Origin of the sequence: Parendozoicomonas haliclonae, from assembly GCF_900174585.1 — a bacterium.
Lineage (GTDB): Bacteria > Pseudomonadota > Gammaproteobacteria > Pseudomonadales > Endozoicomonadaceae > Sansalvadorimonas > Sansalvadorimonas haliclonae.
The window spans coordinates 361,917-385,871 of sequence record NZ_FWPT01000004.1; the positions used below are offsets into that span (position 1 = coordinate 361,917).

Annotated in this window: 25 protein-coding genes; 6 read left to right on the forward strand and 19 right to left on the reverse strand. The window is 50.7% G+C overall.

All coding sequences use genetic code 11. The annotated features are described in order from the left end of the window. The first annotated feature begins 7 nt into the window (after positions 1 to 7). On the forward strand, positions 8 to 550 hold the full coding sequence (locus tag EHSB41UT_RS10715) for a hypothetical protein (protein ID WP_087109588.1): 543 nt from the start codon (positions 8 to 10) through the stop codon (positions 548 to 550). Positions 551 to 555: 5 nt separating this feature from the next. Here EHSB41UT_RS10715 and EHSB41UT_RS10720 read toward each other — a convergent pair whose 3' ends face one another. The 6 genes from EHSB41UT_RS10720 to EHSB41UT_RS10745 all read right to left on the reverse strand — a co-directional run bounded on the left by EHSB41UT_RS10720 (position 556) and on the right by EHSB41UT_RS10745 (position 5,323). Further along, on the reverse strand, positions 556 to 1,170 hold the full coding sequence (locus tag EHSB41UT_RS10720; protein ID WP_087109590.1) for a hypothetical protein: 615 nt from the start codon (positions 1,168 to 1,170) through the stop codon (positions 556 to 558). A 66-nt stretch (positions 1,171 to 1,236) separates the two neighbouring features. Continuing rightward, entirely contained in the window at positions 1,237 to 1,884 is a 648-nt protein-coding gene (locus EHSB41UT_RS10725) for an SCO family protein (protein WP_087109592.1), read from the reverse strand. Positions 1,885 to 1,949: 65 nt separating this feature from the next. Further along, the gene (gene cyoE, locus EHSB41UT_RS10730; protein ID WP_087109594.1) at positions 1,950 to 2,858 is read right to left on the reverse strand and encodes a heme o synthase; all 909 of its coding nucleotides are present in this window, start codon (positions 2,856 to 2,858) and stop codon (positions 1,950 to 1,952) included. A gap of 62 nt (positions 2,859 to 2,920) precedes the next feature. After that, a complete protein-coding gene (locus EHSB41UT_RS10735; RefSeq protein ID WP_087109596.1) occupies positions 2,921 to 3,955 on the reverse strand; it encodes a COX15/CtaA family protein in 1,035 nt (344 codons plus the stop codon). 22 nt (positions 3,956 to 3,977) lie between these two features. Then, positions 3,978 to 4,565 (reverse strand): hypothetical protein, encoded by a 588-nt coding sequence (locus EHSB41UT_RS10740; RefSeq protein ID WP_087109598.1) that lies wholly within the window; start codon positions 4,563 to 4,565, stop codon positions 3,978 to 3,980. Further along, entirely contained in the window at positions 4,562 to 5,323 is a 762-nt protein-coding gene (locus tag EHSB41UT_RS10745; protein ID WP_165767221.1) for an SURF1 family protein, read from the reverse strand. The genes EHSB41UT_RS10740 and EHSB41UT_RS10745 overlap by 4 nt, the downstream gene beginning before the upstream one ends. Before the next feature lie 156 nt (positions 5,324 to 5,479). Here EHSB41UT_RS10745 and EHSB41UT_RS10750 point away from each other — a divergent pair, with 156 nt between their 5' ends. Beyond that, on the forward strand, positions 5,480 to 5,698 hold the full coding sequence (locus EHSB41UT_RS10750; RefSeq protein ID WP_087109602.1) for a DUF2909 domain-containing protein: 219 nt from the start codon (positions 5,480 to 5,482) through the stop codon (positions 5,696 to 5,698). A 17-nt stretch (positions 5,699 to 5,715) separates the two neighbouring features. Here EHSB41UT_RS10750 and EHSB41UT_RS10755 read toward each other — a convergent pair whose 3' ends face one another. The 4 genes from EHSB41UT_RS10755 to coxB are packed head-to-tail and all read right to left on the reverse strand — an operon-like array spanning position 5,716 to position 10,006. Continuing rightward, positions 5,716 to 6,621, reverse strand: coding sequence for a cytochrome c oxidase subunit 3 (locus tag EHSB41UT_RS10755; protein WP_087109876.1), 906 nt, complete (start codon positions 6,619 to 6,621; stop codon positions 5,716 to 5,718). Between the two features lie 56 nt (positions 6,622 to 6,677). Beyond that, positions 6,678 to 7,229 (reverse strand): cytochrome c oxidase assembly protein, encoded by a 552-nt coding sequence (locus tag EHSB41UT_RS10760; protein WP_087109604.1) that lies wholly within the window; start codon positions 7,227 to 7,229, stop codon positions 6,678 to 6,680. Positions 7,230 to 7,247: 18 nt separating this feature from the next. Next, entirely contained in the window at positions 7,248 to 8,846 is a 1,599-nt protein-coding gene (ctaD, locus tag EHSB41UT_RS10765; protein ID WP_087109606.1) for a cytochrome c oxidase subunit I, read from the reverse strand. Then, positions 8,846 to 10,006: a cytochrome c oxidase subunit II gene (gene coxB / locus EHSB41UT_RS10770; protein ID WP_087109608.1), complete on the reverse strand. Its 1,161-nt coding sequence runs from the start codon at positions 10,004 to 10,006 to the stop codon at positions 8,846 to 8,848. Before coxB ends, ctaD begins: the two co-directional genes overlap by 1 nt. Positions 10,007 to 10,777: 771 nt before the next feature. Here coxB and EHSB41UT_RS10775 point away from each other — a divergent pair. Further along, positions 10,778 to 12,190 (forward strand): FAD-binding oxidoreductase, encoded by a 1,413-nt coding sequence (locus tag EHSB41UT_RS10775; protein WP_087109610.1) that lies wholly within the window; start codon positions 10,778 to 10,780, stop codon positions 12,188 to 12,190. A 1-nt stretch (position 12,191) separates the two neighbouring features. On the opposite strand, the gene EHSB41UT_RS10780 is transcribed toward EHSB41UT_RS10775, so the two are convergent. From EHSB41UT_RS10780 to prlC, 3 genes are all read right to left on the reverse strand, one after another. Further along, on the reverse strand, positions 12,192 to 14,315 hold the full coding sequence (locus EHSB41UT_RS10780) for a hypothetical protein (protein WP_087109612.1): 2,124 nt from the start codon (positions 14,313 to 14,315) through the stop codon (positions 12,192 to 12,194). Between the two features lie 88 nt (positions 14,316 to 14,403). Further along, positions 14,404 to 14,637 (reverse strand): YheV family putative zinc ribbon protein, encoded by a 234-nt coding sequence (locus tag EHSB41UT_RS10785; RefSeq protein ID WP_087109614.1) that lies wholly within the window; start codon positions 14,635 to 14,637, stop codon positions 14,404 to 14,406. A gap of 61 nt (positions 14,638 to 14,698) precedes the next feature. Beyond that, positions 14,699 to 16,732, reverse strand: coding sequence for an oligopeptidase A (gene prlC / locus EHSB41UT_RS10790; protein WP_087109877.1), 2,034 nt, complete (start codon positions 16,730 to 16,732; stop codon positions 14,699 to 14,701). Positions 16,733 to 16,870: 138 nt separating this feature from the next. Between prlC and EHSB41UT_RS10795 the strand changes: the two genes are divergently transcribed. The 3 genes from EHSB41UT_RS10795 (at position 16,871) to EHSB41UT_RS10805 (ending at position 19,770) form a co-directional block, all read left to right on the forward strand. Then, positions 16,871 to 17,413 carry a gamma carbonic anhydrase family protein gene (locus EHSB41UT_RS10795; protein ID WP_087109616.1) on the forward strand — a complete coding sequence of 181 codons (543 nt, stop codon included), beginning with the start codon at positions 16,871 to 16,873 and terminating at the stop codon, positions 17,411 to 17,413. A 25-nt stretch (positions 17,414 to 17,438) separates the two neighbouring features. After that, positions 17,439 to 18,299 carry a helix-turn-helix domain-containing protein gene (locus EHSB41UT_RS10800; RefSeq protein ID WP_087109618.1) on the forward strand — a complete coding sequence of 287 codons (861 nt, stop codon included), beginning with the start codon at positions 17,439 to 17,441 and terminating at the stop codon, positions 18,297 to 18,299. An 82-nt stretch (positions 18,300 to 18,381) separates the two neighbouring features. Continuing rightward, entirely contained in the window at positions 18,382 to 19,770 is a 1,389-nt protein-coding gene (locus EHSB41UT_RS10805) for an MATE family efflux transporter (protein ID WP_087109619.1), read from the forward strand. On the opposite strand, the gene maiA is transcribed toward EHSB41UT_RS10805, so the two are convergent. The 6 genes from maiA to EHSB41UT_RS10835 all read right to left on the reverse strand — a co-directional run bounded on the left by maiA (position 19,767) and on the right by EHSB41UT_RS10835 (position 23,953). Then, the gene (maiA, locus tag EHSB41UT_RS10810; protein ID WP_087109621.1) at positions 19,767 to 20,393 is read right to left on the reverse strand and encodes a maleylacetoacetate isomerase; all 627 of its coding nucleotides are present in this window, start codon (positions 20,391 to 20,393) and stop codon (positions 19,767 to 19,769) included. The genes EHSB41UT_RS10805 and maiA overlap by 4 nt on opposite strands. 33 nt (positions 20,394 to 20,426) lie before the next feature. Beyond that, complete coding sequence (locus EHSB41UT_RS10815; protein ID WP_087109623.1) at positions 20,427 to 20,873, reverse strand: YaiI/YqxD family protein; 447 nt, start codon at positions 20,871 to 20,873, stop codon at positions 20,427 to 20,429. A 19-nt stretch (positions 20,874 to 20,892) separates the two neighbouring features. Continuing rightward, entirely contained in the window at positions 20,893 to 21,285 is a 393-nt protein-coding gene (locus EHSB41UT_RS10820; RefSeq protein ID WP_087109625.1) for a globin family protein, read from the reverse strand. Positions 21,286 to 21,441: 156 nt separating this feature from the next. After that, entirely contained in the window at positions 21,442 to 22,419 is a 978-nt protein-coding gene (locus tag EHSB41UT_RS10825; protein ID WP_087109627.1) for a fumarylacetoacetate hydrolase family protein, read from the reverse strand. Further along, entirely contained in the window at positions 22,416 to 23,567 is a 1,152-nt protein-coding gene (locus EHSB41UT_RS10830) for a homogentisate 1,2-dioxygenase (RefSeq protein ID WP_087109629.1), read from the reverse strand. Before EHSB41UT_RS10830 ends, EHSB41UT_RS10825 begins: the two co-directional genes overlap by 4 nt. Before the next feature lie 44 nt (positions 23,568 to 23,611). Then, positions 23,612 to 23,953: a 4a-hydroxytetrahydrobiopterin dehydratase gene (locus EHSB41UT_RS10835; protein ID WP_087109630.1), complete on the reverse strand. Its 342-nt coding sequence runs from the start codon at positions 23,951 to 23,953 to the stop codon at positions 23,612 to 23,614. Positions 23,954 to 23,955: the final 2 nt, after the last annotated feature.

A 23,955-nucleotide genomic window follows, 5' to 3' on the forward strand; every position in this document is an offset into this window, starting at 1 on the left:
CAGACGCATGAAAACACTTAAATACATTATCACTGCCGCTTTTCTTGTAGCAGCCCTGGCAGGCTGCCAGAGCCAGCCTCGCAAGGATGCCAGTCTGGAAATCTACAGCCCGGCTGGTCCGGTTGTTGCTGCCATTGAAGCGGATATCGCCGCCAACCGGCTGACACGCCCGACTGGCAACAATGCTTTGGAGAAGATTCACCGCCTTTCTCTGATTGCTCCGGGAGATGCACGCATCGAGCAATACAAGGACGAGGTTGCAGTACAGCTGGTTAAGCTTGGTCAGCAGGCATTTCTGGATAAGAAGTATGAGCGGGCAAGACTGTTGGCTCTGCGAGCCCTAAAGATCAGTCCGGAAACCCCGGAAGCCGGGTTTATTCTGGATGCCGTTACCGAAGCCAGAAAGCCGACCGGAAGACGTACAACTCCGAGTGAAACTATCGTGATAGAGGAAGTGGAAGCTCCGGAGTCGGTCGGGATTATTACCGTGACAGTGCCAAGCCTGGAATCCACCACGCTGACCACAGAGCAACCAGTTGCAGAGAATTAATTCTTCTATAACGGAATATCAAGCTGCCCGGAGAAGAACAATCCCAGAAACTCCCGGGCATGCATGATCTTCCAGCCTTCATCGCCACTACGCATCAATGGCTTCCAGCCCAGCTCTCCCAATAACTCTTTTGCCTCAGGCTCGTTTCTATCCAGCAGCTGTTGCATCTGCTTCAGAGTGATACGCTCCAGCTCTGAATAAAGAGCTTTATCAACGGGCTGCACCTGCTTCTTCGGGTGAGCCAGGTTAAAGAGGGGCAGGCTGACAGTGTGCATAAGATCCAGAGTACAGCAGGCTTCTGCCATGGTGACATCATCAGCCTTGAGCGCCGCTTTCATCATGGCTGCCATTATTATGGCGTAAGCATTATGGCCAGCTGAATGTTCCGGCCCTAAAAAGGCTATCGCCGGCATACCTTCCAGCAGACTTTTCCCTTCATCAAACCAGCAGGCCAGCCAATTCTCATCAATACCGTTCTGGAAAGCCTGATCAATCTTGACTGTCAGGTTATGAATCAGCGTCCCCATGGGTACCAGCAACAATTCCCCAACAGAAATACCTGAATCCTGATTTTTTTCCTGCAGCTTTGCGAACACCGTTTCCGGCGAGAGAACATCCATCCAGGGTACCGATAACATGCATTTGAGAGGTTATCGGCAACCCGTCAGCGAATATCAGAAGGAGATTTAGAAGTTCTGATCGACCTGAATCATGGCCTTAGCCAGATCAGCAGCTTTGAACGGTGGTTTCAGGAAGCCCTGGTAATCGCCCATCGGATTAATCAGCACAACCTGTGCACTATGTTCCACCAGATAGTCGGCTGAAGAAGTATCACCCACGATCTCAAAAGCCACATTCAGCTGCTGAGTGAGAGCCTTGAGGTTGGCCGGGTCACTGGTTGCGCCCTTGAACTCCGGATCAAAGAAATTGACATAGCCCGTCAGTTTTTCCGGGTTATCCCGATTAGGATCCACACTCACCAATACGACATCCACACGATCAGCCACCTGGGGGTTCAACACCTTCAGTTCCTTCTTGAGCTGCGCCATATGAGCAAGCGCCGCAGGACAGATATCCGGGCAGAAGGTGAAGCCAAAATACATCAGGGTCCAACGATCCTTCAGGTGTTCATGGGTAAAGGTTTTCCCTTCAGCCATGGACAGAGGATTGAAGGCGAAGGTTCGAGGAGTTTCGTACCAGACCACCCCCAACTCCCGCAGTGCTTCCTTATCAATACCGGCCTTGGTACTGGTATATTTATTGACGGTTAAACCAATTACCCCAAGCACCACCAGTACCAGAACAATAACCGTATTACGTACACCTTGTTTCATTCTTCCCTCCCCCGGTTTTTATTACTTCGATACAGCTCTCTCTAACCCGATGCCGGCATCCCTGCTCAGCCAAGGTAGAGATAGTGATCCACCAACAACACAACAAACAACAACATCAAATAGGTAATGGAGTAGTGGAATGTCTTGATAGCCGCATGTGGTCTTGAGTCACGCAGCAAAGCGACAGCCCAGTACAGAAAACGCAGGCCGAGCAGAGAAGCCCCAACCAGATAAATCATTCCACTCATGCCCGTCATCCATGGCATCAGGCTGACCAGCAACAGAACCAGGGTGTAGAGCAAGATGTGCAGCTTGGTGTATTGCTCGCCATGGGTAACCGGCAGCATGGGAATATCCGCCTGGGCGTATTCTTCTTTCCGGTGAATAGCCAATGCCCAGAAGTGAGGGGGTGTCCAGGCAAAGATAATCAAAACCAGTAGCAGGGCATTGCCGTGAAACTCTCCGGTGACAGCCGTCCAGCCGAGCAGGGGAGGTGCGGCACCGGCAATTCCCCCAATAACAATATTCTGTGGCGTAGCACGTTTCAGAAACAGGGTATAAACCACGGCATAACCCAGCAGAGAAGCCAGTGTCAGCCAGGCGGTCAGTGGATTCACAAAAGCCAGCAGAATACCCATACCTAACACCCCAATCGCCAATGCGAAGAGCAAGGCATTTAATGGTTCCACCTTGCCTGTAGCCACCGGGCGCTTACGGGTTCTGGCCATGATGGTATCGATCTTACGATCGACCACATGATTGATGACGGCCGCAGAAGCCGCACAAAGGGCGATACCAAGATTACCCAGCACCAGCACATCCAGAGGCACCATTCCGGGTGTCGCCAGGAACATGCCGATCACCACAGTAAGAATCATCAGCGCAACCACGCGCGGCTTGCACAGTTCCAGATAGTCCTGCCAGCGAACGCTACCGGAGTTCATGTCTTTGGTATTTGCTCGTGTTGTCTCCATCACATGCACCTTTTATCCGTTTTATTATTCTTATGTCCTTGGATATTTTCTGGAAACAGCCTTCAGCGAAGGCCTTCCCGCTCATAGCGAAGCCGGTAATTCAAAACCACCAGCGAAATCAGCAATAACGCACCACCCAGATTGTGGGCAACAGCCACCGAGAGCGGCAGATAAAAAATAATATTGCTTAGCCCCAGCGTCAGCTGAAGACCTAATGCAAAGAGAACAAAACCATAGACAGGTTTCAGGCTTCCTGCCCCCCGGAGCAATCCTCTTATCGCCAGAACCCCAACCAGCAGGGCGGTAATAATCGCGCCGATGCGGTGAGCCATATGAATCGCCACACGAGCGTCGTTATCCAGTTTGCCTCCCAGATAATTCGGCCCGATGGATTGCGTAACATCAAAACCTTCAGAGAAGTCCATCTCAGGCAACATCTGTCCCTGACAGGTTGGCAGATCGGGACAGGCCAAAGCGGCATAGTTAGAACTGGTCCAGCCCCCTAGAGTTATCTGGGCAATCACTACTAACGTGGCAATAACTGCCAGCTTTCTGGGCTCAAACTGATGACTGAACAACTCTCGTATCGGCTGCCAATGTCCTGAAAGTCTGAGCGTTAACAACGCCAGCAAGGTTAACGTCGCAAAGCCACCCAACAGGTGAGCCGTTACAACCTGAGGCCAGAGTTTCAGGGTCACAGTCCACATACCAAATGCAGCCTGCACAATGATCAGCCCCAAAATAAACAGAGGCAGCTTGAATGGTTGGCCAACCTGTTTGCGGTTACGGAATGCACTCACAGCTAAAGCCCCCACAAACAGAAGCAGGGAACCGGCGACATACCGATGAATCATTTCCGGCCAGCCCTTCTCAACTTCTACCGGAGCATCGGGGAAACGCTGTTCGGCAATAAGAATCTCGGCTGCAGTATCGGGTACAGTCAGAAAGCCATAGCAGCCGGGCCAGTCCGGACAGCCAAGACCCGCATGTACAAGACGAGTCCAGGCTCCAAGCCCAACCACCACTAGAGCCAAAACGGTTGAGAAAGCCGCCAGCCAAAATCCGGGCTTGCGCAGAGATGTAGAAACGTAACTCATAAGTTCTCCTTAACTCTCTGCCTTAACCAATCCGACTGGCTTTGAGCAGCCGCTCCAAATCCTTGAGCATCTGAGCACCGTCGTGCTCTTTTCCGTACCAGAGCATGACATTTCCCAGTGGGTCTGTCAGATATACACGGACGCGCTCGTCTTTATTGTTCTCATGGTCAGGAAGTGAGCCAGGAATAACCGTTAAATCGGGATGTTCCTTCTTGATATAAGAACCCAATTCATCGGTCATCAGATCGCCGGGAATAGCAGAAACCAGATAACGTTTCACCCGGCTGGTATCACGATCCAAAGCCTTATAACTCTGCCGGGTCAGATGGAGCCGCTCACGGCATTCCTGTTCGCAGGCGTAATCGGTTACTACCAGAATGCCCCACTGTCCTTCCAGCTCGGTATCCACCAGAAGAGGGCTGTCAAAAGCCTCCAGCTTTAAAGGGGGATCCAGCAGCACGCCTTTGTGCGTTCTCCCTTCCGGTAAAAAGCTGCCACCAAAATACATCCATGCCGCCAGTACGAGGCTGGCAAAGGGAATCAGGATAATCATCCAAAACTCCAGCTTACTGCTGGTACTACTGGCACGGCTTTGTTCCGATTGCGTCATAACCGTTTCTCCTGCTGGCTGTGTTCATTGTTATTGTTGTTATGGCTGGTATTGTTAGCGCCGTTGTTGTTCGTGTGAGGCTCTTTTCGATAAGCCCAGACACCCAGAAGCAACAGGGCAAAAGCCATAGCGAACCACTGGATGGAATACCCCAGATGCTTCGATGGCGGCATATTGATGATGGAATAATTTTTTTGCAGGCTGCTTGGCTGATCACTATCGAGTACCAGAAACCAGGGCTGAATTTTTGTGTTTAACGCAACCTGCATGCGCTCAGCATCCAAGGCCTGAATAACCTTGGGCCACTCGTTTTGCCATTTGTCCTCTTCAAGGAGAAATGCTTCTCCTGCAGGCTGCCAGCTCTGCCCGGAAATAGACACAAAACCTTCAACACTAGACACCTCCGGCAAACGACTACGGTCAGGTAGACCGGCAATCCAGCCACGATCTACCAAAATGGTTTCACCGGAACGGGTCGTAAACGGCATCAGCACATGAAAACCGACACGTCCCTGGTAGGTTTTATTATCCAAAAGAAAATACTGGTTGTTATTAAATTGTCCGGAAAGGCTGAGGGGATAAAAACGGGGATCGTCCAGAGTTTGGAGATCCTGCACGGTAAAGCTTCCGGTACGGCGAGCCTGATACTCGTCCTCAATAGCCAGCTTGTCCTGATAACGGCTGTACTGCCATATACCCAGTCCTACCAGAATGGGCAACAGCACGGTAACAAAAATGACTATGCGGATCCGATACATCAACTTCATCCGATTAGGTTTATTATTCTTTTCTCTCCCCGCAGAAAAACTTTTCCTGACAGGTTATGCTGGTTCTAAAACAGCCTTGAGCGGAAAACATCCACCTTCAGTCATGAAGGCACCGCAGATGTTTTCATAATTAAGAGGAGCCGTTCCATGTGGATTAAAGTCGCTATAGTCATCCTGCTGATTGCGATGCTTGCCAGCCTGATCAATGCCTTTGTTGCACTGATGAGGGACAAAAGCGGCTCTCCTCGTCTGGTCTGGTCTCTTACCTCCCGTGTTCTGATGGCTGGCCTGATTCTCGCTCTGGTTCTTTATGGCAAGTTGTCAGGCCAGCTCGATCTCTCTGCGCCCTGGTTGCCGTGGCTTTAGAGTCTTTAACAAGACCCTTAGAGCACGTAAACAAACAGGAACAGGCCAATCCATACCACATCAACAAAGTGCCAATACCATGCAGCCGCTTCAAAGCCGAAGTGGTTCTTGCTGGTAAAGTGTCCTTTATTGATACGGATAAACATCACCAGCAGCATGATGGCACCCAGCGTTACGTGAGCACCGTGGAAGCCGGTGAGCATAAAGAAGGTGGAACCATAGATGCCGGAGTTCAGCGTCAACCCGAGATCATTATAGGCGTGGTAGTATTCATAGCCCTGAACAACCAGGAACACAGCACCAAGAACCAGAGTAATGGCCAGCCAGGTCTGAGTTGATTTCCGGTTGTCCGCAACAAGAGCATGGTGTGCCTTGGTGCAGGTGAAACTGGAAGTTACCAGCAGGATGGTATTGATCAGGGGCAGAGTCCACGGGTCAACCAGTTTTTCTGGTCCAGGGAAGGTTTCAGAATCCGGATTCGTCATCAGCGGCCAGGCGGCTTCAAAGCCCGGCCAGAGCATATTGGATGAACCTTTCTCGCCCTCACCACCCAACCAGGGCACGGCATAATAACGGACGAAGAACAGCGCGCCGAAGAAGGCGGCAAAGAACATCACCTCCGAAAAAATAAACCAGCCCATACCCCAGCGAAAGCTTCGATCCATCTGTGGGCTGTAGAGTCCGGCACGGGACTCACGCACAACGTCACCGAACCAGCCAAACAACATATAGGCCATAACCAAAGCGCCGGCGAAGAACACATAGTGCCCGGTGGCACTTTGCCCACCAGCCGACATGTTGTTCATCATCAGGCCTGCTCCAACCATCGTCAGAAACAGACCGATGCTGGCCACAATCGGCCATTTACTCTGAGCCGGTACGTAGTAGGTGCCATCGCCACCAGCTTGATGTTCTGTAGCCATAAAGCTCTCTCCATTGTTCTCCAGAGCCATCACAGGCATTTGGAGATTTGGGGGACTTACCGCGCAGCAGTCCTCTTATTATTCATCTCTGTAATATCAAACAGGGTGTAGGACAGGGTCAGCTTGTTGATATGTTTGGGCAGATCCTGATCCACAATAATTTTCAACGGCATATCCTTTTCCTCATGGCCTTCCAGAGGCTGAGAGGTAAAACAGAAACACTCTGTTTTATGGAGATAATCCGTTGCTTCGAAGGGCGTCACGCTGGGAATAGCCTGACCGACCATGTTCTTTCCGGATGGGTTGCGTACATAAAAGTTTAAAGAGCCAACCTCACCCGGATGAACCTTGACCTGATGAACACTTGGCTTGAAATCCCAGTTCATGCCTTTGTTATTAGTGGCCAGAAACTGCACAGTAATGGTTCGCGAAGTATCAACGGCTGCCGGTACGGTTTTATAGGGATTCGGATCGGTTTTTCCGTTTAGCCCCGTCACCTGACACAGCACGTTGTACAGCGGCACCATCACCCAGAAAACGAAGGCAAACATGGCAACCGCAGTCGCGGTCGCCTTGATGATCGTCTTATGTGCAGGATTCAGCTGCATACTTCCATCACCCTCTGATTACTTCACATCCGGTGGCGTAGTGAAGGTGTGATACGGTGCAGGTGAAGGCACCATCCACTCCAGACCATGAGCACCTTCCCAAGGCTTGGCTTCTGCCTTCGGGCCACCCTTCACACACTTGATCACAATAAACAGGAACAGCAGCTGGGTTACACCGAACATAAAGCCGCCGATACTGGCGATCATATTGAAATCGGCAAACTGCAGCGCGTAATCCGGAATCCGGCGTGGCATACCTGCCAGTCCTACAAAGTGCATGGGGAAGAAGGTCAGGTTCATGCCAATAAATGACATCCAGAAATGCACCTTGGAAAGGCCAGCGTCATACATGTGACCAGTCCACTTGGGCAGCCAGTAATAGACACCTGCAAAAATGGCGAAGATCGCACCTGGCACCAGCACATAGTGGAAGTGGGCAACAACAAAATAGGTGTCGTGATACTGGAAATCCGCCGGAGCAATAGAGAGCATCAACCCGGAGAATCCACCAATGGTAAACAGCACCACAAAGGCCACGGCAAACAGCATCGGCGTTTCAAAGGTCAACGCACCTCTGAACATGGTCGCTACCCAGTTAAATACCTTCACTCCGGTTGGCACTGCAATCAACATGGTCGCATACATAAAGAACACTTCGCCCACCAGCGGAATCCCCACTGTGAACATGTGGTGTGCCCAAACAATAAACGACAAGAACGCGATACTAGCCACCGCATAAACCATAGAGGTATAGCCAAACAGCGGCTTGCGGGAGAAGGCAGGAATAATCTGGGAGACCACTCCGAAGGCCGGCAGGATCATGATGTAAACTTCCGGATGCCCGAAGAACCAGAACACATGCTGGAACAACACAGGATCACCGCCACCACCGGCATTAAAGAATGCGGTACCAAAGTGAATATCCATCAGCATCATGGTGACCACACCTGCAAGTACCGGCATAACAGCAATCAGCAGGTAGGCGGTAATCAGCCAGGTCCAGACAAACAGCGGCATTTTCATCAACGTCATGCCCGGAGCCCGAAGGTTCAATATGGTCGCGATAACGTTGATGGCCCCCATAATCGACGACACACCCATCATATGCACAGCAAAGATAAAGAAGGTCGTTGAAGGTGGCGCGTAGTCTGTAGACAACGGCGCGTAGAAGGTCCAGCCAAAGTTTGGACCGCCACCTTCCATAAACAGCGTGCTGACCAGCAGCGCAAAGGCAAACGGCAGAATCCAGAAACTCCAGTTATTCATCCGGGGCAGAGCCATATCCGGTGCACCGATCATCATCGGTATCATCCAGTTGGCAAGGCCGACAAAGGCCGGCATAACTGCACCGAATACCATGATCAGACCATGCATGGTAGTCATCTGGTTAAAGAACTCAGGCTGTACCAGCTGCAATCCGGGCTGGAATAGTTCCGCCCGAATCACCATCGCCATCGCACCGCCAAGCAGGAACATGGCGAAACTGAACCACATATACATGGAACCGATATCTTTATGGTTCGTGGTCAGAACCCAGCGCATCAACCCTTTCGGTGGGCCATGGTCGGCATGACTGTCATCATGATCGTTAACATGGCCAATTGTTTGATCTGTCATTACTTGGCCTCCACATATTTGCCGGTGTAAGCACCATTCTTCTTGTATTCCAGAATATCTTTCGGCGTAACCACTTCACCGGTGTTATTACCCCAGGCATTCCGCTCGTAGGTGATAACAGCAGCCATATCCACTTCATTCAGCTGTTCTTTGAATGCCTGCATGGCCGTGCCTTTCACACCGTACAACAGCACATCGATATGCTTGCCGATCTGGGAACGTTCAACAGCGATAGGGGCATCTTTCAGGGCAGGGAACATAGGTGGCAGACCCATACCATTTGGCTGGTGACAAGCGGCGCAGAGTTTGGTGTAAACCTGTTCGCCCTTTTCCATCAGCTCATCCATGGTCCAGTCTTTCTGGGTCAGCTCACGAACCTTGGCGGCTTCGGCGCGCTTCTCATCAAGCCACTTCTGGTATTCATCCATCGGGCGGGCATCAACCACAATCGGCATAAAGCCATGGTCCTTGCCGCACAGTTCCGCACACTGGCCACGGTAAATGCCGGGCTCATTGATCTTGGCCCAGGATTCATTGATAAAGCCGGGAATCGCATCCTTCTTAACGGCCAGTTCCGGTACCCACCATGAGTGGATAACATCCGCGCCAGTGACCAGAAATCGAATCTTTTTACCAATAGGAACAACCAGCGGCTCATCAACCTCAAGAAGGTAGTCTTTGTTTTTAGGGCGCTGGTTATTGATTTCTTCTCTGGGTGTCGTGAGGTTGCTGAAAAAGCTGACGTCTTCTCCCAGATATTCATACTGCCACTTCCACTGATAACCAGTGACCTTGATATCAATATCAGCTTCTTTGGTATCGTAAACCTCAATCAGGGTCTTGGTCGCCGGAATAGCCATAACCACCAGAATCGCGAAAGGAATGCTGGTCCAGAGAATCTCGACCAGAGTACTTTCATGAAATTCCGATGCCTTCGCCCCCCGGGACTTTCGGTGAAAAATCACCGACCAGAACATAACCCCGAATACCACAATCCCGATGACTACACAGATCCAGAATATGGTCATGTGCAGATCATAAATTGAGCGACTGAGATCCGTGACCCCTTCCGGCATGTTGACAGCCCACTCAGCCCAAAGGGCAGGAGATGCCAGCAGGCCGGCCATAAGCGTGAGCAACTTCCGCGCTTGCAGCCTCATCCACATCCATCCTCTAACAGGAGCTCTATCTCAACTGTTCTAATGGGGAGTACAGCGACCCACTGGCGTACGACATAACGTTGGACAGTGCTTTGTTCTTGTTATCCCCGGCGCACGCTAAAAAGTAGTTAACACCGGGCTGTTTCGCATTTGTTCGTACAACTAAATTTCAATTGCTATGCGGCATTCACAAATCACGGCGGAGCAAGCAAGCGCCCAGATCCCGAATACATATCCGAAATCAACATAGCTGCTGGTGAAAATCACAAGAGAAGAGAGCCGGAACAGGCTATAGAGAGAGAAGTAAATTACAGACACGGGATACAGACAGATCTACAGACCTGTTACCCGGAACCTAACATCAAACAGACAACTTCCAAGGGTGGAGCATATACTCCAAAACCAACCACGCCAGCCAACCCTAACTGCGGAAACAGTTTATAAGCCCAGTAAGCCACACCTCTTTTTCACGGGTGTTTTTTACATTGTCCAAACCATTTCTTTCTCTGGTTCAAGCCGGCAACCTGAGGGGAGGTTAATCGGATTTCACCATCAGCAGGAACTTCCTGCTTCTCGAAACCTGGTCAAACATCTGCCACTGAGTTTTCACTGCTACCTTCATTCAAACAACATGAACCAATAAAAGCAACCTTAGAATGTCTCCTGTCTCACATTGATTCGTTAATTCTTTATGACTGATTTGTTACCTCTACTCACAGGCTGAACCAATTCTCTTAACGATAGTCAGAGCATTACGACTGGAGAAAAGCCATGATCAGACCCTCGACCTCGAAGCTCGTTATTTTTATGGCGGCAGTTCTGGCAGGCCTGTTTGTCCTTCCCGGCTTCACCCTCTTTCACTCTCCGGTTTACAGCATCCCCTTGCAAAAATGCACCCCGGCGAAAGTTCTCTCTCCTGACCACCCCATTGGTTTGGAACGGATTCTGGATGAAGCCAGAAAGACCAACACACCCGTCAGTATCCTTGGTGCCGGTTACAGTCAGGGCGGGCAGACCTGTGCCAACGACAGCATCCAGATTAATACCCGGGAAATGAACCAGCTGATGCATGTGGATCTGGAAAAGCATGAGGTGACGGTTCAGGCCGGTGTCACCTGGAAGCGACTGCAGGAACAACTGTCCTTCTTTGGATTGAGCGTTGCTGCCATGCAGTCCTATGCCGACTTTACCGTCGGAGGCTCTCTTGGTGTTAACGCCCACGGCCAGGATGTGCACTGGAATCCGGTATCCAAGTCAGTCGTGTCCATGCGGGTACTGCTAACGGATGGGCGCCATATTTTCGCCCGCCGTGATAACAACCCTGAGCTGTTTCGGGCGGTTATCGGAACCTATGGTCTTGTGGGGATTATTACTGAGGTCACGTTAAAGGTTCTGCCCAATACCATCCTCCACAAAAAGACCGAGCTGATCAAAGCCCGTAATTACTCTGACTATTTTTCCAGTCTGCAAACGAATTCTGATCTGGCACTTCACTCTGCAAGGCTGTCCATCAACCCGCTGTATCGCTTTAAAAATATGGTGGTGGTCAACTTTTTTGATACCGGAGAACCGGCAGGGCCAGAAGAAGAGAAATATTCTCCCAACTATCCGGATGCCCGGTACCTGAATTACCTCAAAAAGAGTTGGCTGGCTCGCACTGCCAGAACCACAGTCGAATATTTCTGGGCTGAAAAAGACAGCCTGATGACTCGCAATCAGGCTATGGGAGAATCTGTCAGCTCGTTGGCCAACACCCATGAAGGCAGCAAAGATATTCTTCAGGAATACTTTCTCCCGCCTGAACAGCTGGAACCTTTTATTCACGAACTCAAGCTCTGGGTAAAGCGGCATAAGAGCTTTACGCTGGTCAACGCAACGGTTCGCAGTGTCAATGCTGACAAAGACTCTCTGCTTCCCTATGCCCCTGAAGACCGCTTTGCTGTTGTGCTGTTTATCAATCTGGCCGATGAGGAAACCGCGGATAACAAGATGCAGCAGGCTACCCGCGAGCTGATTGATACCGTCCTGAACATGAACGGACGCTACTACCTGCCTTATGCGCTGTACGCTACCAAGGTGCAGCTCCACAAAGCTTATCCTGAAATTTCGGCCTTGATTGCCGCGAAACAGAAATGGGATAGAGCCGGCCTGCTAAACAGCCAGCTCTATCAAAAGTATTTCTGATTCACTTAGTAGTTCGAGCTTTGGATTTTCTATCCATCTTACGGGTTGGTTGCTTTCTATCCTTTTCGGAACCTTTTTCCTTTTTCTTGCGCTGAGCTTTTGGTTTGGCAGCCGGAGTCAGATCCACAATATCATCATCGGGGATATTAAATGCGCCAACCAGCGTACGCTCTTTACTGTCGGTGATCAGTGTCACGCCCTTGGTAAACAACGGGTTCTCCGAACGCTGGAACTCCTCAAGAGTCATTATCAATGGGCCACTGGATGAGTCGGAATAAAACAGGGCATGCCCTTCAAAGTAACCTTCGATATTCGGTGCATACTTCTGCACATCCCCCACCATGACCACCACATCACCGGGCTCAATGCTTGATTTCACCTCTTCGGCAAAGCTCGTTACCTTGGAACGTCTGACGGAATCTTTCCCCTGCACCGGACTTTTTTCAACGAAGACAAGTCGGCCGTTACTCATTTCCTTAGTGACTGCAACGCCCTGACTAACGCCAAGAAGCGTGTTATCTGCAATCCATAGGAAACTGTATGTCCCATTGATTGGGGCAGGTAGCTGGTCGGTATTCAACGTGGCAGAGAATGCACCGCTGGCATCGGCAATCAGCTTAAAGGCAACAGCCTGATCAAGGTTCGCCCGGATATCAGCCCCGGGAACCACCTGCAGATAAACCTGATCAGCCTTAGTGGGAATTTTCGCTGGCGAAAGTGTGATGGTGTGAGCGGATGGATCAAACAGAAAGCTATCTGCCAGAACGGGAGGTAATTTTGCGGTGACCTTATGCTCATAGGTATTCATCTTATCCTTGAGCAGTGCGACGTGACCGTCGCCATCATTGCTGTCTGGCTCATCGGAGACGAGTGTACTGAGAGCAGCGGTCAGTTTGACGATAAAACCATCAATGTTTGCAGTCTCTGTCTCTTCTGCGGGTGGCGTGTCTTGAGGCGACACATTCTCGCCTTTTTCAGTCTGAGGCAGCAATTTTGGCAAACTGTCCAAATAAACACCTCTGCGCGCTTCCAGAGACTGTTTGCGGATCTGCAGAACACCTTGAGGGAGAAGAGCGTTCATAAATGGTTTGTTAGTATCCGCAACAGCTATAACAAGAACGCTTGCTGTATCTTCGGGAGTACTTCCAATGATAACGGTGTCATCTTCAAGTACCGGTGCAGTCTTTTGATTGACTCCCTGAACATCTACGCCATCACTCTTGGGTACTGCATAGAACACGGTGTTAAAAATTTTACGATCAATCCCTTCGTCCGAAAGATCGTATTCGCTATAGACAGGCTCCTGTATATCTTTGGTTGATCGCTTTGCCTGACGAGCCTCTTCAACTTTTTGTTCGTACTCTTTCCACTCTTTCCGAACCTGCTGCTGATCCAGGCGGTGTGGATCATGGTTCAGATCTATTAACTCGATATCCAGTAATTTATGAGGGTCAGGCACAGCCAGCCGGAATGTTCTACGGTGGACGGTTTCTCCGGGGGCAAGATCAAACAGCTCAACCATAAAAACCATCACTCCGGGCTGCCCCTTCTGGAGTGGAGCAAGACTGAAGCTCACATCGGCATAACCATCTTCTACCGGAAAGCTTAACACCTCATAACCCGGTACCGACTCATGGGAAAACTCAGTATGACCAGGCTGCAGAGGATACACCCGTACCCCAACCGACTCACTGGTACTCCATGGGACGGAGGACTCAAATTGTGTTTCTTCCGGAAGAAAGACCCAGTCGTCCATTTGCTCAGAAAAGCCATGAACAAAAGATAATGTAGGCTTGTCTGGATCATAAGTGAGTGCAGGTTCGCTGCTGGTATTCTTCGGTTCTATTGAGGCTGCACGCCCTGTGCCGGCATCTTCTGCAACAGAGAGCTGTGAGCGCAGGGCTGGCTGAGAGGGACTGCCATTATTCCCAGGATGAGCCATATCCTGAATGGAGGCTCCATGAACAGAAGCGGGCGTTTTCTGAGATGATGCAAGTGTGCCATCACTGTTAGGCGGTGGCATTTGTGCTGGCGGTGGAGTATCACCTCCGGCAAATGCGTTACCGGCGGCAACAAGTGATAGTCCTGCTAATACCTTAACCAAAAGCCGCTGCTGCGTGGCCATTGCACCTCTCCTGATATCTTTGCAGGGAGATTAGTCGATTATCAGGACTTTAGAGGGTTGGGCACTTATGAATTATGGATTCAAAAGGTCAGTGCAATATTCTAATAGGCGACACATCGTCGTCTAAGGCTTTTGTTTCCGGAGCCTCAGTCTGATTGACCCGAGTTTCCAACTCCTTGGGCTCTTCCAGATTTTTTTGGTTATCGGTAAAGCCACAGTTCACACACTCACGAATCGTGACGCCCTGATCTTCATAAACAACCAGACGATCCATTTCTGCACAAGAGGGGCACACAGCCCCGGCAATAAAACGCTTTTTCATACAGCCTCAACGTTTCTGGGTCGGGAGTCAGACCACTGTCCGACTCCCGACACGCTTCTTATCAGCCACTGATGCCTTTATGGCGCAGCAGAGCATCAATCTCCGGCTTACGACCACGGAAGGCAGCAAACATATCAGCAGGCTCGCGGGAGCCACCTTTTTCCAGAACCTCGTGCAGGAACCGCAAACCGGTTTCCCGGTTAAAGATGCCGTCTTCCTCGAACTTGGAGAACGCATCCGCAGAAAGCACCTCTGCCCACAGGTAGCTGTAGTAACCCGCCGCATAACCGCCAGCAAAGATATGGGAGAAGCTGTTCTGGAAGCGGTTGAAGGTTGGAGGAACAATGACCGCCACTTCCTTACGTACGTTATCCAGAACGCTCTGGATATCAGTGCCTGGCTTCCAGCCTACGTGCAGACGGAAATCAAACAGCGCAAACTCCAGCTGACGCACCAACATCATCGCAGACTGGAAGTTCTTGGCCGCCAGCATCTTCTCCAGCATTTCGTCTGGCAGAGGCTCGCCGGTTTCGTGATGACCGGAGATGATGGCCAGCGCTTCCTTCTCCCAGCACCAGTTTTCCATAAACTGGCTTGGCAGCTCGACTGCATCCCATGGCACACCGCTGATACCGGACACACCAGAGTAATCCACCTGAGTCAGCATATGATGCAGACCATGGCCAAACTCGTGGAACAGAGTCACGACTTCATCGTGGGTCAGCAGGGCAGGATTATCGCCAACCGGCGGAGTGAAGTTACAGGTCAGGAAGGCAACCGGAATTACGGTTTCACCTTCAACCTTGCGACGGTTGTGGCAATCCGCCATCCAGGCACCGCCACGCTTGTTGGCACGAGCATACAGATCCAGATAGAAACGACCAATCACTGTGCCATCACGCTCAATATCGAAGAACTGAACGTCTTTGTGCCAGGTATCCACATCTTCAACAGGCTTGAAGGTCACACCGTACAGACGGCTGACCACTTCAAACATACCGTTGATAGCCTTGTTGGACGGGAACCACGGGCGCAGCTCTTCCTGGCTGATGGCATAGCGTTGCTGACGCAGCTTCTCACCATAGAAACCGGCATCCCAGGCCTGGAAGTCTTCAGCACCAAACTCGTCTTTGGCGAAGGCTTTCAGCTCTGCCAGTTCCTTTTCTGCCTGTGGCTTGCTGCGGGCTGCCAGATCTTCCAGAAAGCCCAGCACCTCATCAGTGGTGGAAGCCATCTTGGTAGCGATGGAGTATTCCGCGTAATTCTTGAAGCCCAGCAGGCCGGCCAGTTCTTCGCGGGACGCCATGATTTCATTCATGGTTTCGCTGTTATCAAACTCGCTGGCGTTAGGGCCCTGCTCGGAAGCACGAGTTACGAAAGCAGTGTACAGCTCTTCACGCAGCTCGCGGTTTTCACAGTAGGTAAGAACCGGGATGTAACTTGGCATATCGAGACTGAGCATCCAGCCTTCATCATGGCCTTTGCTCTGTGCCAGCTGACGGGCACCGGCCAGTGCGCTTTCCGGCAGGCCTTTCAGTTCGGACTCATCGGTAATCAGCTTGCTCCAGGCCATGGTGGCATCGAGTACGCGGTCAGAGAAGCTGCTGGTCAGTTCGGAGAGCTTCATGCTCAGTTCAACGAAGCGTTTTTTCTTTTCGTCTGGCAGATCAACACCCGCCAGATGGAAATCACGCAGGGCGTTATCGATCACCTTGCGCTGGGCTTCATCCAGCTGCGCGTATTCAGCGCCATCGGCAATCTGCTTATAGGCATCAAACAGGGCTTTGTTCTGGCCAACCCAGGTGCTGAACTCGGAAAGCTTTGGCAGACAGCTGTTGTAAGCATCACGCAGCTCGTCGCTGTTCACTACGGCATTCATATGGGAAACAGGAGAGAAAGCGTGATCCAGTTTCTCGCCAAGAGTATCCATAGGTTCCTGAAGGTTGGCCCAGGTATAGGCCTTGCCATCCTCCAATAAAGCTTCGATGCCTTCCCGGGACTGCTTCAACAGCTCATCGATGGCCGGGACAACGTGATCGGCCTTAATATCAGAAAAACGGGGCAGGGCGTCCTGCTTTATCAGTGGGTTGGTCATAGGTTCCATACCTCTTGTTAGAGTATTCATTCCCACCAGAGATGGTGTCTCGGGCAGTGTTTTTCAAGGTTTCGAGCTTATTAGTTCAAGTGCTGTGTTACTCTTCGTGGGAGTCAACAAACCAAGAAAAATCAGATTATGGCTGTTCGTACGTATCAGGGTAAGACCCCAGTTGTCGGTGACAAGGTTTTTATTGATGAGGCCGCAGTTGTTCTGGGCGATGTCGAGATCGGATCAGACAGCTCCATCTGGCCCTGTGCCGTTATTCGTGGCGATATGCACGAGATCAGTATTGGTGAACGTACCAGTGTGCAGGATGGCAGCGTGCTGCACATTACTCACGCCGGGCCATTTAATACCGATGGCTGGCCTTTGCATATTGGCAGCGATGTAACCATCGGCCATAACGCCACACTGCATGGCTGCACTATCCACGACCGGGTTTTGATTGGGATTGGCGCGATTGTTATGGACGGTGCGGTTGTGGAATCCGAAGTGCTTGTTGCTGCCGGGGCAATGGTGCCACCGCGGGCCCGTCTGGAAAGCGGTTATGTCTACAAAGGCAATCCGGCCAAGAAGGCGCGTCCACTGACAGACAAGGAAAGAGAGTTCTTTCTCTACTCATCAAAAAATTATGTAAATCTGAAGAATACCTTCCTCGCCGAAAGCACTTCAGAGTAATCGATTCGCTCAGCAAGAAGTCTCCATGAGCTACATCATCAACCAGGTTGATATGCCCCCCGGGCAGCCTTTTGCTATCAACACGCCGCCCAGCACTGAAGAAGAAGGCAGCCCTTTTCTTCTGCCACACCGGCATGACTATTTTGAAATCCTGTGGGCGAACGGTGATGACGCGGGCACGCATACCATTGATCTGGTTGATTACACATTGCGTCCCAACCGTTTGTTTGTGATTTCTCCAGGACAGATTCATGAGTCCACACGGCTTGGAGATGTCCATATTATGTCGTTTGTCCCTTCCTATATGCCTGATGACTATCAGCACGGTTCACTGATGGATACGATTTTTGGGGATATTGGTGGCGACAAACCCTTTATCGATATTGATAACAAGGGAATGGCTGAACTTGAGGTCATCTATGGGCTAATGGGAAGGGAAGTGACCACCAAACACCCTGACTGGGATTTTATAGAGCACCTTCTCAGTGCCTTTCTGCATTACCTGGCTCGCTACACAGAAGTCAGTCAGGGTAAAAAAAGTCTGAACAGTGAGCGGCTGCTGCACTTGCGCAAGCTGATCAATCATAACTTTCGCAATCATCATCAAACCGAGTTTTATGCTGAGGCCTTGTCTGTCACCAGCAACCGCCTGAACGTTTTAACCCGGGAGAGCACAGGCAAAACCGTAACCCGGCTTATACACGACAGAATCATCACAGAAGCCTACCGGGAACTGATCTTTACCACGAAAACGGTCAAGACCATCGGAATGGAGCTGGGGTTTGAAGACCCGGCCTATTTCAGCCGCTTCTTTCGCAGGACAGCCGGAGAATCACCGATGGACTTTCGGGAAAGAACAACCAAAAAGTACCACAGAATCCCCTAATCCTCCCTTTTAAGCACCCTACAACAACCCGAAAATACCCGGCTTTTAAATTTATCTCCTTCGTTCGAGGGATAGGGTATACATGTCCAAAGCGGCACCTTCCGGGAAGGCAATTGACCTCCACAACGATCCTGTTCGATCGTCCTTTTTTAAATATCTGCTGCCAGCACTGTCCGGCATGTTGATTAAGTCTGTCTTCATCATGGGGGATGCCTGGTTTATTGGCCGAGGTGTGGGTGCTGAAGGTTTGGGAGCGGTGTCTCTGACTATTCCGTTCTTCTCCTTCTTTACCGCTATTGCCATGATGATCGGTATTGGTGGCGCGGCTCTTATGTCCATCGCCTTTGGTAAGGGTGAGATCAGAAAGGGGCAAGAGCTGTTTGTTCAGTCCATGACGTTTACCGCCATTCTGGCCACCATTCTGGTCACCACCAGCCTGTTCTTCCTGGAAGAGATTATCTCTTTGATGGGCGCGCAGGGTCATATGGCAGACCTTGCCTATGACTACTTGAGCGTGATGCTGAAGTTCTTTGTGATCTACGCACTGGCCTGGATTTTGTCCTGCTTTGTCCGCAACGATACCAACCCGAAGCTGGCCATGTATGCGATGTCGGCAGGGGCTATCTGTAATCTGGTTCTGGACTATCTGTTTATCATGCAGTTCGGCTGGGGTATGACCGGTGCTGCGGTTGCGACCGGTATCTCCCAGGTGCTGATCGGTCTGGTGCTGCTAAGCCACTTCCTGACCAATCGCGGCCAACTGAAGCTGAACCTTGAAGGCTTTGGTTTTACCCGGGTGGGTGAGATTCTGAAGATTGGTACCCCGATCTTCTTTATCGAAGTTTCCACTGCCGTCACCATCATGCTGTTCAATTTCATGCTGCTGACCCGCTTTGGTGAAGGCCATGTGATTGCCTATGGCGTAACTGCGAACGTGGGAGTGTTTGCTCTGTTTACCATGGTCGGCATTGGTCAGGCCTGTCAGCCAATCATCAGCTTTAACTATGGTGCGGGTAACCTTGAGCGTGTACGTGAAGTGCTGATGCTGGGTCTGCGTTATGCATTGGGCAGTGGTGTTGTTTATATCGCTCTGATTCTGGCCACGGCCAATATGATTTCAGAGTCGTTTATTGCCGATAATGCCGAGGTTGTAAAGCTGGCAGCTATCTCACTCAGCCTGTACTTTATGGCTGCCCCGCTGATGGGTTTGAACATGATTATTGCCAACCTGTTCCAGGCTACAGCTCAGCCGGGTAAGGCAACCATCATTTCTCTGGGACGAGGTTTTGTACTGGTCGTAGCCGGTATGCTGGTATTGCCAATGGCGTTCCCTGAGAACGGTATCTGGGGCAGTATCCTGTTTGCAGAGGGTATTACTGCAGTTCTGAGTCTGATTTTCCTGCAGCGTTTCCTGAGATCTCAGGGTTCCAACGATCAGCCTTCAATTCCCCCTATGGCAGCTGCCGCTTAACCGGCAGTTTCCTGGTTCTCCGGCATGGCCCTGACAAATGCGTCCAGGGTCATGCAATGTTCCCAGATACTGCGCAGCTTCGGATAGGGACTAAGGTCCATCTCAAAACGCATGGCGTTCTTTATCTGGGGAATCAGGCACACATCAGCCAGCGTTGGCTTATCCCCAAAACAAAAAGGCGCAGCCTCGACCTGTTGCTCAAGCGCATCAAAACCCTTTCCAATCCAGTGGTGATACCACTCGGTTTTCTGCTGTTCCGTGACTTCTAAATCATCCTTGAGATAGTTCAGCACCCGCAGGTTGTTTAACGGATGAATATCACAGGCAATGGTATAAGCCATCGCCCGAACCCTGGCTTTATCCCAGGGAGCTTTTGGCAGCAGAGGGATTTCAGGGTAGGTTTCTTCCAGCCATTCGATAATCGCCAGAGATTGCCCCAGAGTTCCTTCCGCAACCGATAACGCAGGCACCAAACCCTGAGGGTTTTGTGCCTTGTAGTCACTCTGGCTTTGCTGACCGGTTCGGAGATTGACAGGAATCTGCTCGTATTCCAGACCTTTCAGATTAAGGGCAATGCGGGTACGAAACGCAGCGGAAGAGTAAAAGTAATCGTAGAGTTTCATGGCAACATCCCTGTCTGCGGTAAAGATTCTCTATTATTCATGGCTGGCCAAAAATCTGTCCAGTGCGTTGGCAAAGTCCATCTTTTCACGATTACCCAATGGCGGAGGCCCGCCACTCACCTGACCGGTGCTGCGCATCTCTTCCATAAAGTTACGCATAGCCAGCCGGTGACGGATATTTTCCTGATCGTAGAACTCGCCGCGAGGGTTCAAGGCATGGGCCTTTTTCTGGAGGACTTCTGCAGCCAGAGGAATATCTGCGGTAATCACCAGATCACCAGCCTCACACTCCTGCACAATATGATTGTCAGCAACATCAAAGCCGGAAGGAACCTGCACAGCTTTAATCAACGGACTTGGCGGTGTGCGCAGGTATTGGTTGGCAACCAGAGTCAGCTCAGTGCTGGTACGCTGAGCCGCTTTGAAAAGAATATCTTTAATCACATTGGGGCAGGCGTCTGCATCAACCCAAATTTTCATCAGCACCTGCCTTACAGGATCAGTATCTGGAACGAATCATTTCAATGCCCGGCAGCATAACACTTCGCCATTGCCCTGCCAGCGCTGACGTGTACTCCTCATCATGCGCCGCAACGGTTTTCAGCAAAGCTTCCAGCCACAAGTCATACCACTGGGGAGGGATATTGTAACCATTGCGGTTATGGGACTCACCCAGATCTTTCAGCTTGGTATCAGACATGCCGCGCGCCCGAAGAATCATCCACAGCAGTCCGGAGCGGAGCAGGTGATACTGGGAGCTCATATCGGTATCTTTGAAGCGTTCTTTTATCGCATCTGATGAAGCCATAAAGTTTTCGTAAAAATCCTCCAGAAAGCGCGGGGATTTACAGCAACGTCCATAACTCTGGAAAACAGCATCAGCTTCAGTCATTTATTTATACTACTTAGACTTAATTATTATCATTCTTGATAATAACACGACTTTGCTTCTTATTTTTAGTGTGTCGTTTATAGATCTATATTTTCAGATGCATTTCACAGCTTTTCGCTACAAAATCCCGTTAATTTATGAGAAGTTGTCGCCACTCTATTTCCGTGTGACACATTGATCTATTGCTCCGAAGATCGTGTCTCCCTGCTTATCCAGCATCTCAATACGAACTCGCTCCCCGAAACTTAAAAACGGTGTTTGAGCTTTACCATCTGCCAGCGTTTCCAGCATCCGCTGCTCTGCAATACAACAGGAACCCACACTCCGATCACGATTGGATATAGTTCCAGAACCAATAATGCTGCCCGCCCCCAGATCCCGCGTTTTGGTTGCATGGGCCAGCAACTGATGAAAATTAAAGGTCATATCCGTTGCACAGTCCGGTGCCCCAAACTTCTCATCATTCCGATGGACTGTGAGAGGGCGGTGGACAACACCGTCAGCCCAGTCGGCTCCCAATTCATCCGGTGTAATAAACACAGGTGCAAAACTGGAGGCGGGTTTGCTTTGCATAAAACCAAAGCCTTTGGCGAGTTCACCAGGAATCAGGTTACGAAGGGAGATATCGTTCACCAGTCCTATCAGTGCGATATGGGATGCAGCCTGCTCGACGCTGCATCCCATAGGGACATCATCAGTGACCACAACGACCTCAGCTTCAAAGTCGATTCCCCACTCTTCACTGCTTAGGGCAACCTCTTCACAAGGCCCCAACATTTGATCAGAGCCACCCTGGTACATAAGAGGATCTGTCCAGAAGGACTCCGGCATCTCTGCGCCTCTTGCCTTACGCACCAGCTCCACATGATTCACATAGGCACTGCCATCAAGCCACTGATAAGCCCGAGGCAAGGGTGCAGCCATCAACTCAGAATCAAAGGGTTGAGCAGCCGGGTAACTCCCGGCATTCAGTTGTTCATAGACCTGCTGCAGAGCAGGAGCGGTAATCTCCCAGTTATCCAGTGCCTGTTGAAGTGTTGTCGCGATATCTGATGCCGCCACCATTTGAGTCATATCCCGGGAGACAACAACCAGTTTTCCGTCTCGACCGGCTTTAAGAGAGCCCAGTTTCATTGGCCACCTCCTGTCACTGGAGCCGCTTTCCACGAGTTCACATAAGCTTTGTCTTCTACGGCCCAAAGGCTGTCGACCATTTTTAATGGACGACGAGAGTCAATCATTACCGCAACTTCATCTGTTTCAGTGGCAGGATTGTTTTGGCTGTTTTCATAAGCCTTTGGATGTGGACCGTGAGGGAATCCGCACGGGTGGAAGGTCATCATTCCCGGGTTGATATTATCCCGGCTGAAGAAACTTCCCTGGTGATAGAAGATCACCTCATCAAAGTCATCATTGTTGTGATAGAACGGAACCTTGAGCGCATCAGGATCTGATTCCACAGGTCTGGGCACAAAGGTGCACACCACCAGCCCGGAACCAACAAACGTGGAGTGCACGGAAGGGGGAAGGTGATAGCGATGGCTCATCATTGGCCGAATATCCCGCCAGTTCATGCGCAGCACCATATTGGTTCCGTGCCAGCCAATAGCATCCAGAGGATTAAAGGGATAAGTGACTTTGGAGATATGCCCTTCACGCTTGACGTAAATCTTCCAGGATTCTTCATCCTGCTGTGCAAGGAACTTGTCGTTTATTTCAGGATGATCAAGACAGGCAGGGTCAAAGATAGCGTTGTAACCAGCAAGGCCTTTGTCCGGCAGAGAAAAAATACCATCCGTGTTTTCTATCATCAGAAAACAACAAGGCTCGTTTATCTCCATCCGCCAGGCAGTGCCACGTGGAACACATAAATAGTCGCCTTCAGTGAACGACAAGTGACCATAGTCACAATAGAAGTCACCGGCCCCTTTGTGAACAAAGATCAGCTCGTCACCATCACTATTACGAACCAGATACTCCATATTCCGATTCAGACTCCAAAACCTCAGTCGTACATCACGGTTATAGAGCAGGGGCGAAGACAACCACGGGCTGATCGCCTCCGAGTGCAGCTTGCTGAGATCAAAAGCATGGGGACGAAGCGGACCTTCCCACTTCTCCCACGCTGTTGGAGGATGTCGGTGATGCATATGAGTCACCGGACCGAAAAAGCCTTCTCGACCTAACTCACGCTCATAGGTTCCGGCAGGAAGATCACAGTGCGCCTGTCGGGATGTCTTTCCTTCCCGCACCGGCAGCCCGTTCATAGTTTTATTTTTCATAATCAGACGTCCACTGTCTTGATTTGTAGAGCAGGGTGGATAGGTTAGACGCTCAACACCTCATCCGTGCGGGCAGCCATAATAAAATCATTGCGGTGCAGCCCCTTTAACTTATGACTCCACCAGGTCACTGTGACCTTTCCCCATTCCGTTAACAATGCAGGATGATGACCTTCCGCTTCAGCAACCTCTCCCACGCGGTTGGTAAACGCCAAGGCATTCCGGTAGTTTTTAAAGGTATACACCTTTTCCAGCTGCAAAATCCCATCGCGGGTTTCGATGTTCCAGTCACTGATCATATTCATCAGTTCGGCCATCTCGGCTTCAGTGACTTTGGGAGCATCCGCTCTGCAGGCTTCACAATGCACTTGTGCCAGTTCGCTCATGG

What these genes read in the sequence shown, in the direction of transcription:
- EHSB41UT_RS10725 (WP_087109592.1), bottom strand. Translation starts at nt 1,884, where the DNA reads ATGAAACAAGGTGTACGTAATACGGTTATTGTTCTGGTACTGGTGGTG.
- EHSB41UT_RS10835 (WP_087109630.1), bottom strand. Translation starts at nt 23,953, where the DNA reads ATGAGCGAACTGGCACAAGTGCATTGTGAAGCCTGCAGAGCGGATGCT.
- EHSB41UT_RS10740 (WP_087109598.1), bottom strand. Translation starts at nt 4,565, where the DNA reads ATGACGCAATCGGAACAAAGCCGTGCCAGTAGTACCAGCAGTAAGCTG.
- ctaD (WP_087109606.1), bottom strand. Translation starts at nt 8,846, where the DNA reads ATGACAGATCAAACAATTGGCCATGTTAACGATCATGATGACAGTCAT.
- EHSB41UT_RS10820 (WP_087109625.1), bottom strand. Translation starts at nt 21,285, where the DNA reads ATGACTGAAGCTGATGCTGTTTTCCAGAGTTATGGACGTTGCTGTAAA.
- EHSB41UT_RS10775 (WP_087109610.1), top strand. Translation starts at nt 10,778, where the DNA reads ATGATCAGACCCTCGACCTCGAAGCTCGTTATTTTTATGGCGGCAGTT.
- cyoE (WP_087109594.1), bottom strand. Translation starts at nt 2,858, where the DNA reads ATGGAGACAACACGAGCAAATACCAAAGACATGAACTCCGGTAGCGTT.
- EHSB41UT_RS10735 (WP_087109596.1), bottom strand. Translation starts at nt 3,955, where the DNA reads ATGAGTTACGTTTCTACATCTCTGCGCAAGCCCGGATTTTGGCTGGCG.
- EHSB41UT_RS10805 (WP_087109619.1), top strand. Translation starts at nt 18,382, where the DNA reads ATGTCCAAAGCGGCACCTTCCGGGAAGGCAATTGACCTCCACAACGAT.
- EHSB41UT_RS10780 (WP_087109612.1), bottom strand. Translation starts at nt 14,315, where the DNA reads ATGGCCACGCAGCAGCGGCTTTTGGTTAAGGTATTAGCAGGACTATCA.
- EHSB41UT_RS10800 (WP_087109618.1), top strand. Translation starts at nt 17,439, where the DNA reads ATGAGCTACATCATCAACCAGGTTGATATGCCCCCCGGGCAGCCTTTT.
- EHSB41UT_RS10750 (WP_087109602.1), top strand. Translation starts at nt 5,480, where the DNA reads ATGTGGATTAAAGTCGCTATAGTCATCCTGCTGATTGCGATGCTTGCC.
- prlC (WP_087109877.1), bottom strand. Translation starts at nt 16,732, where the DNA reads ATGACCAACCCACTGATAAAGCAGGACGCCCTGCCCCGTTTTTCTGAT.
- EHSB41UT_RS10795 (WP_087109616.1), top strand. Translation starts at nt 16,871, where the DNA reads ATGGCTGTTCGTACGTATCAGGGTAAGACCCCAGTTGTCGGTGACAAG.
- EHSB41UT_RS10825 (WP_087109627.1), bottom strand. Translation starts at nt 22,419, where the DNA reads ATGAAACTGGGCTCTCTTAAAGCCGGTCGAGACGGAAAACTGGTTGTT.
- EHSB41UT_RS10755 (WP_087109876.1), bottom strand. Translation starts at nt 6,621, where the DNA reads ATGGCTACAGAACATCAAGCTGGTGGCGATGGCACCTACTACGTACCG.
- EHSB41UT_RS10745 (WP_165767221.1), bottom strand. Translation starts at nt 5,323, where the DNA reads ATGTATCGGATCCGCATAGTCATTTTTGTTACCGTGCTGTTGCCCATT.
- EHSB41UT_RS10760 (WP_087109604.1), bottom strand. Translation starts at nt 7,229, where the DNA reads ATGCAGCTGAATCCTGCACATAAGACGATCATCAAGGCGACCGCGACT.
- coxB (WP_087109608.1), bottom strand. Translation starts at nt 10,006, where the DNA reads ATGAGGCTGCAAGCGCGGAAGTTGCTCACGCTTATGGCCGGCCTGCTG.
- EHSB41UT_RS10830 (WP_087109629.1), bottom strand. Translation starts at nt 23,567, where the DNA reads ATGAAAAATAAAACTATGAACGGGCTGCCGGTGCGGGAAGGAAAGACA.
- EHSB41UT_RS10785 (WP_087109614.1), bottom strand. Translation starts at nt 14,637, where the DNA reads ATGAAAAAGCGTTTTATTGCCGGGGCTGTGTGCCCCTCTTGTGCAGAA.
- maiA (WP_087109621.1), bottom strand. Translation starts at nt 20,393, where the DNA reads ATGAAACTCTACGATTACTTTTACTCTTCCGCTGCGTTTCGTACCCGC.
- EHSB41UT_RS10720 (WP_087109590.1), bottom strand. Translation starts at nt 1,170, where the DNA reads ATGGATGTTCTCTCGCCGGAAACGGTGTTCGCAAAGCTGCAGGAAAAA.
- EHSB41UT_RS10815 (WP_087109623.1), bottom strand. Translation starts at nt 20,873, where the DNA reads ATGAAAATTTGGGTTGATGCAGACGCCTGCCCCAATGTGATTAAAGAT.
- EHSB41UT_RS10715 (WP_087109588.1), top strand. Translation starts at nt 8, where the DNA reads ATGAAAACACTTAAATACATTATCACTGCCGCTTTTCTTGTAGCAGCC.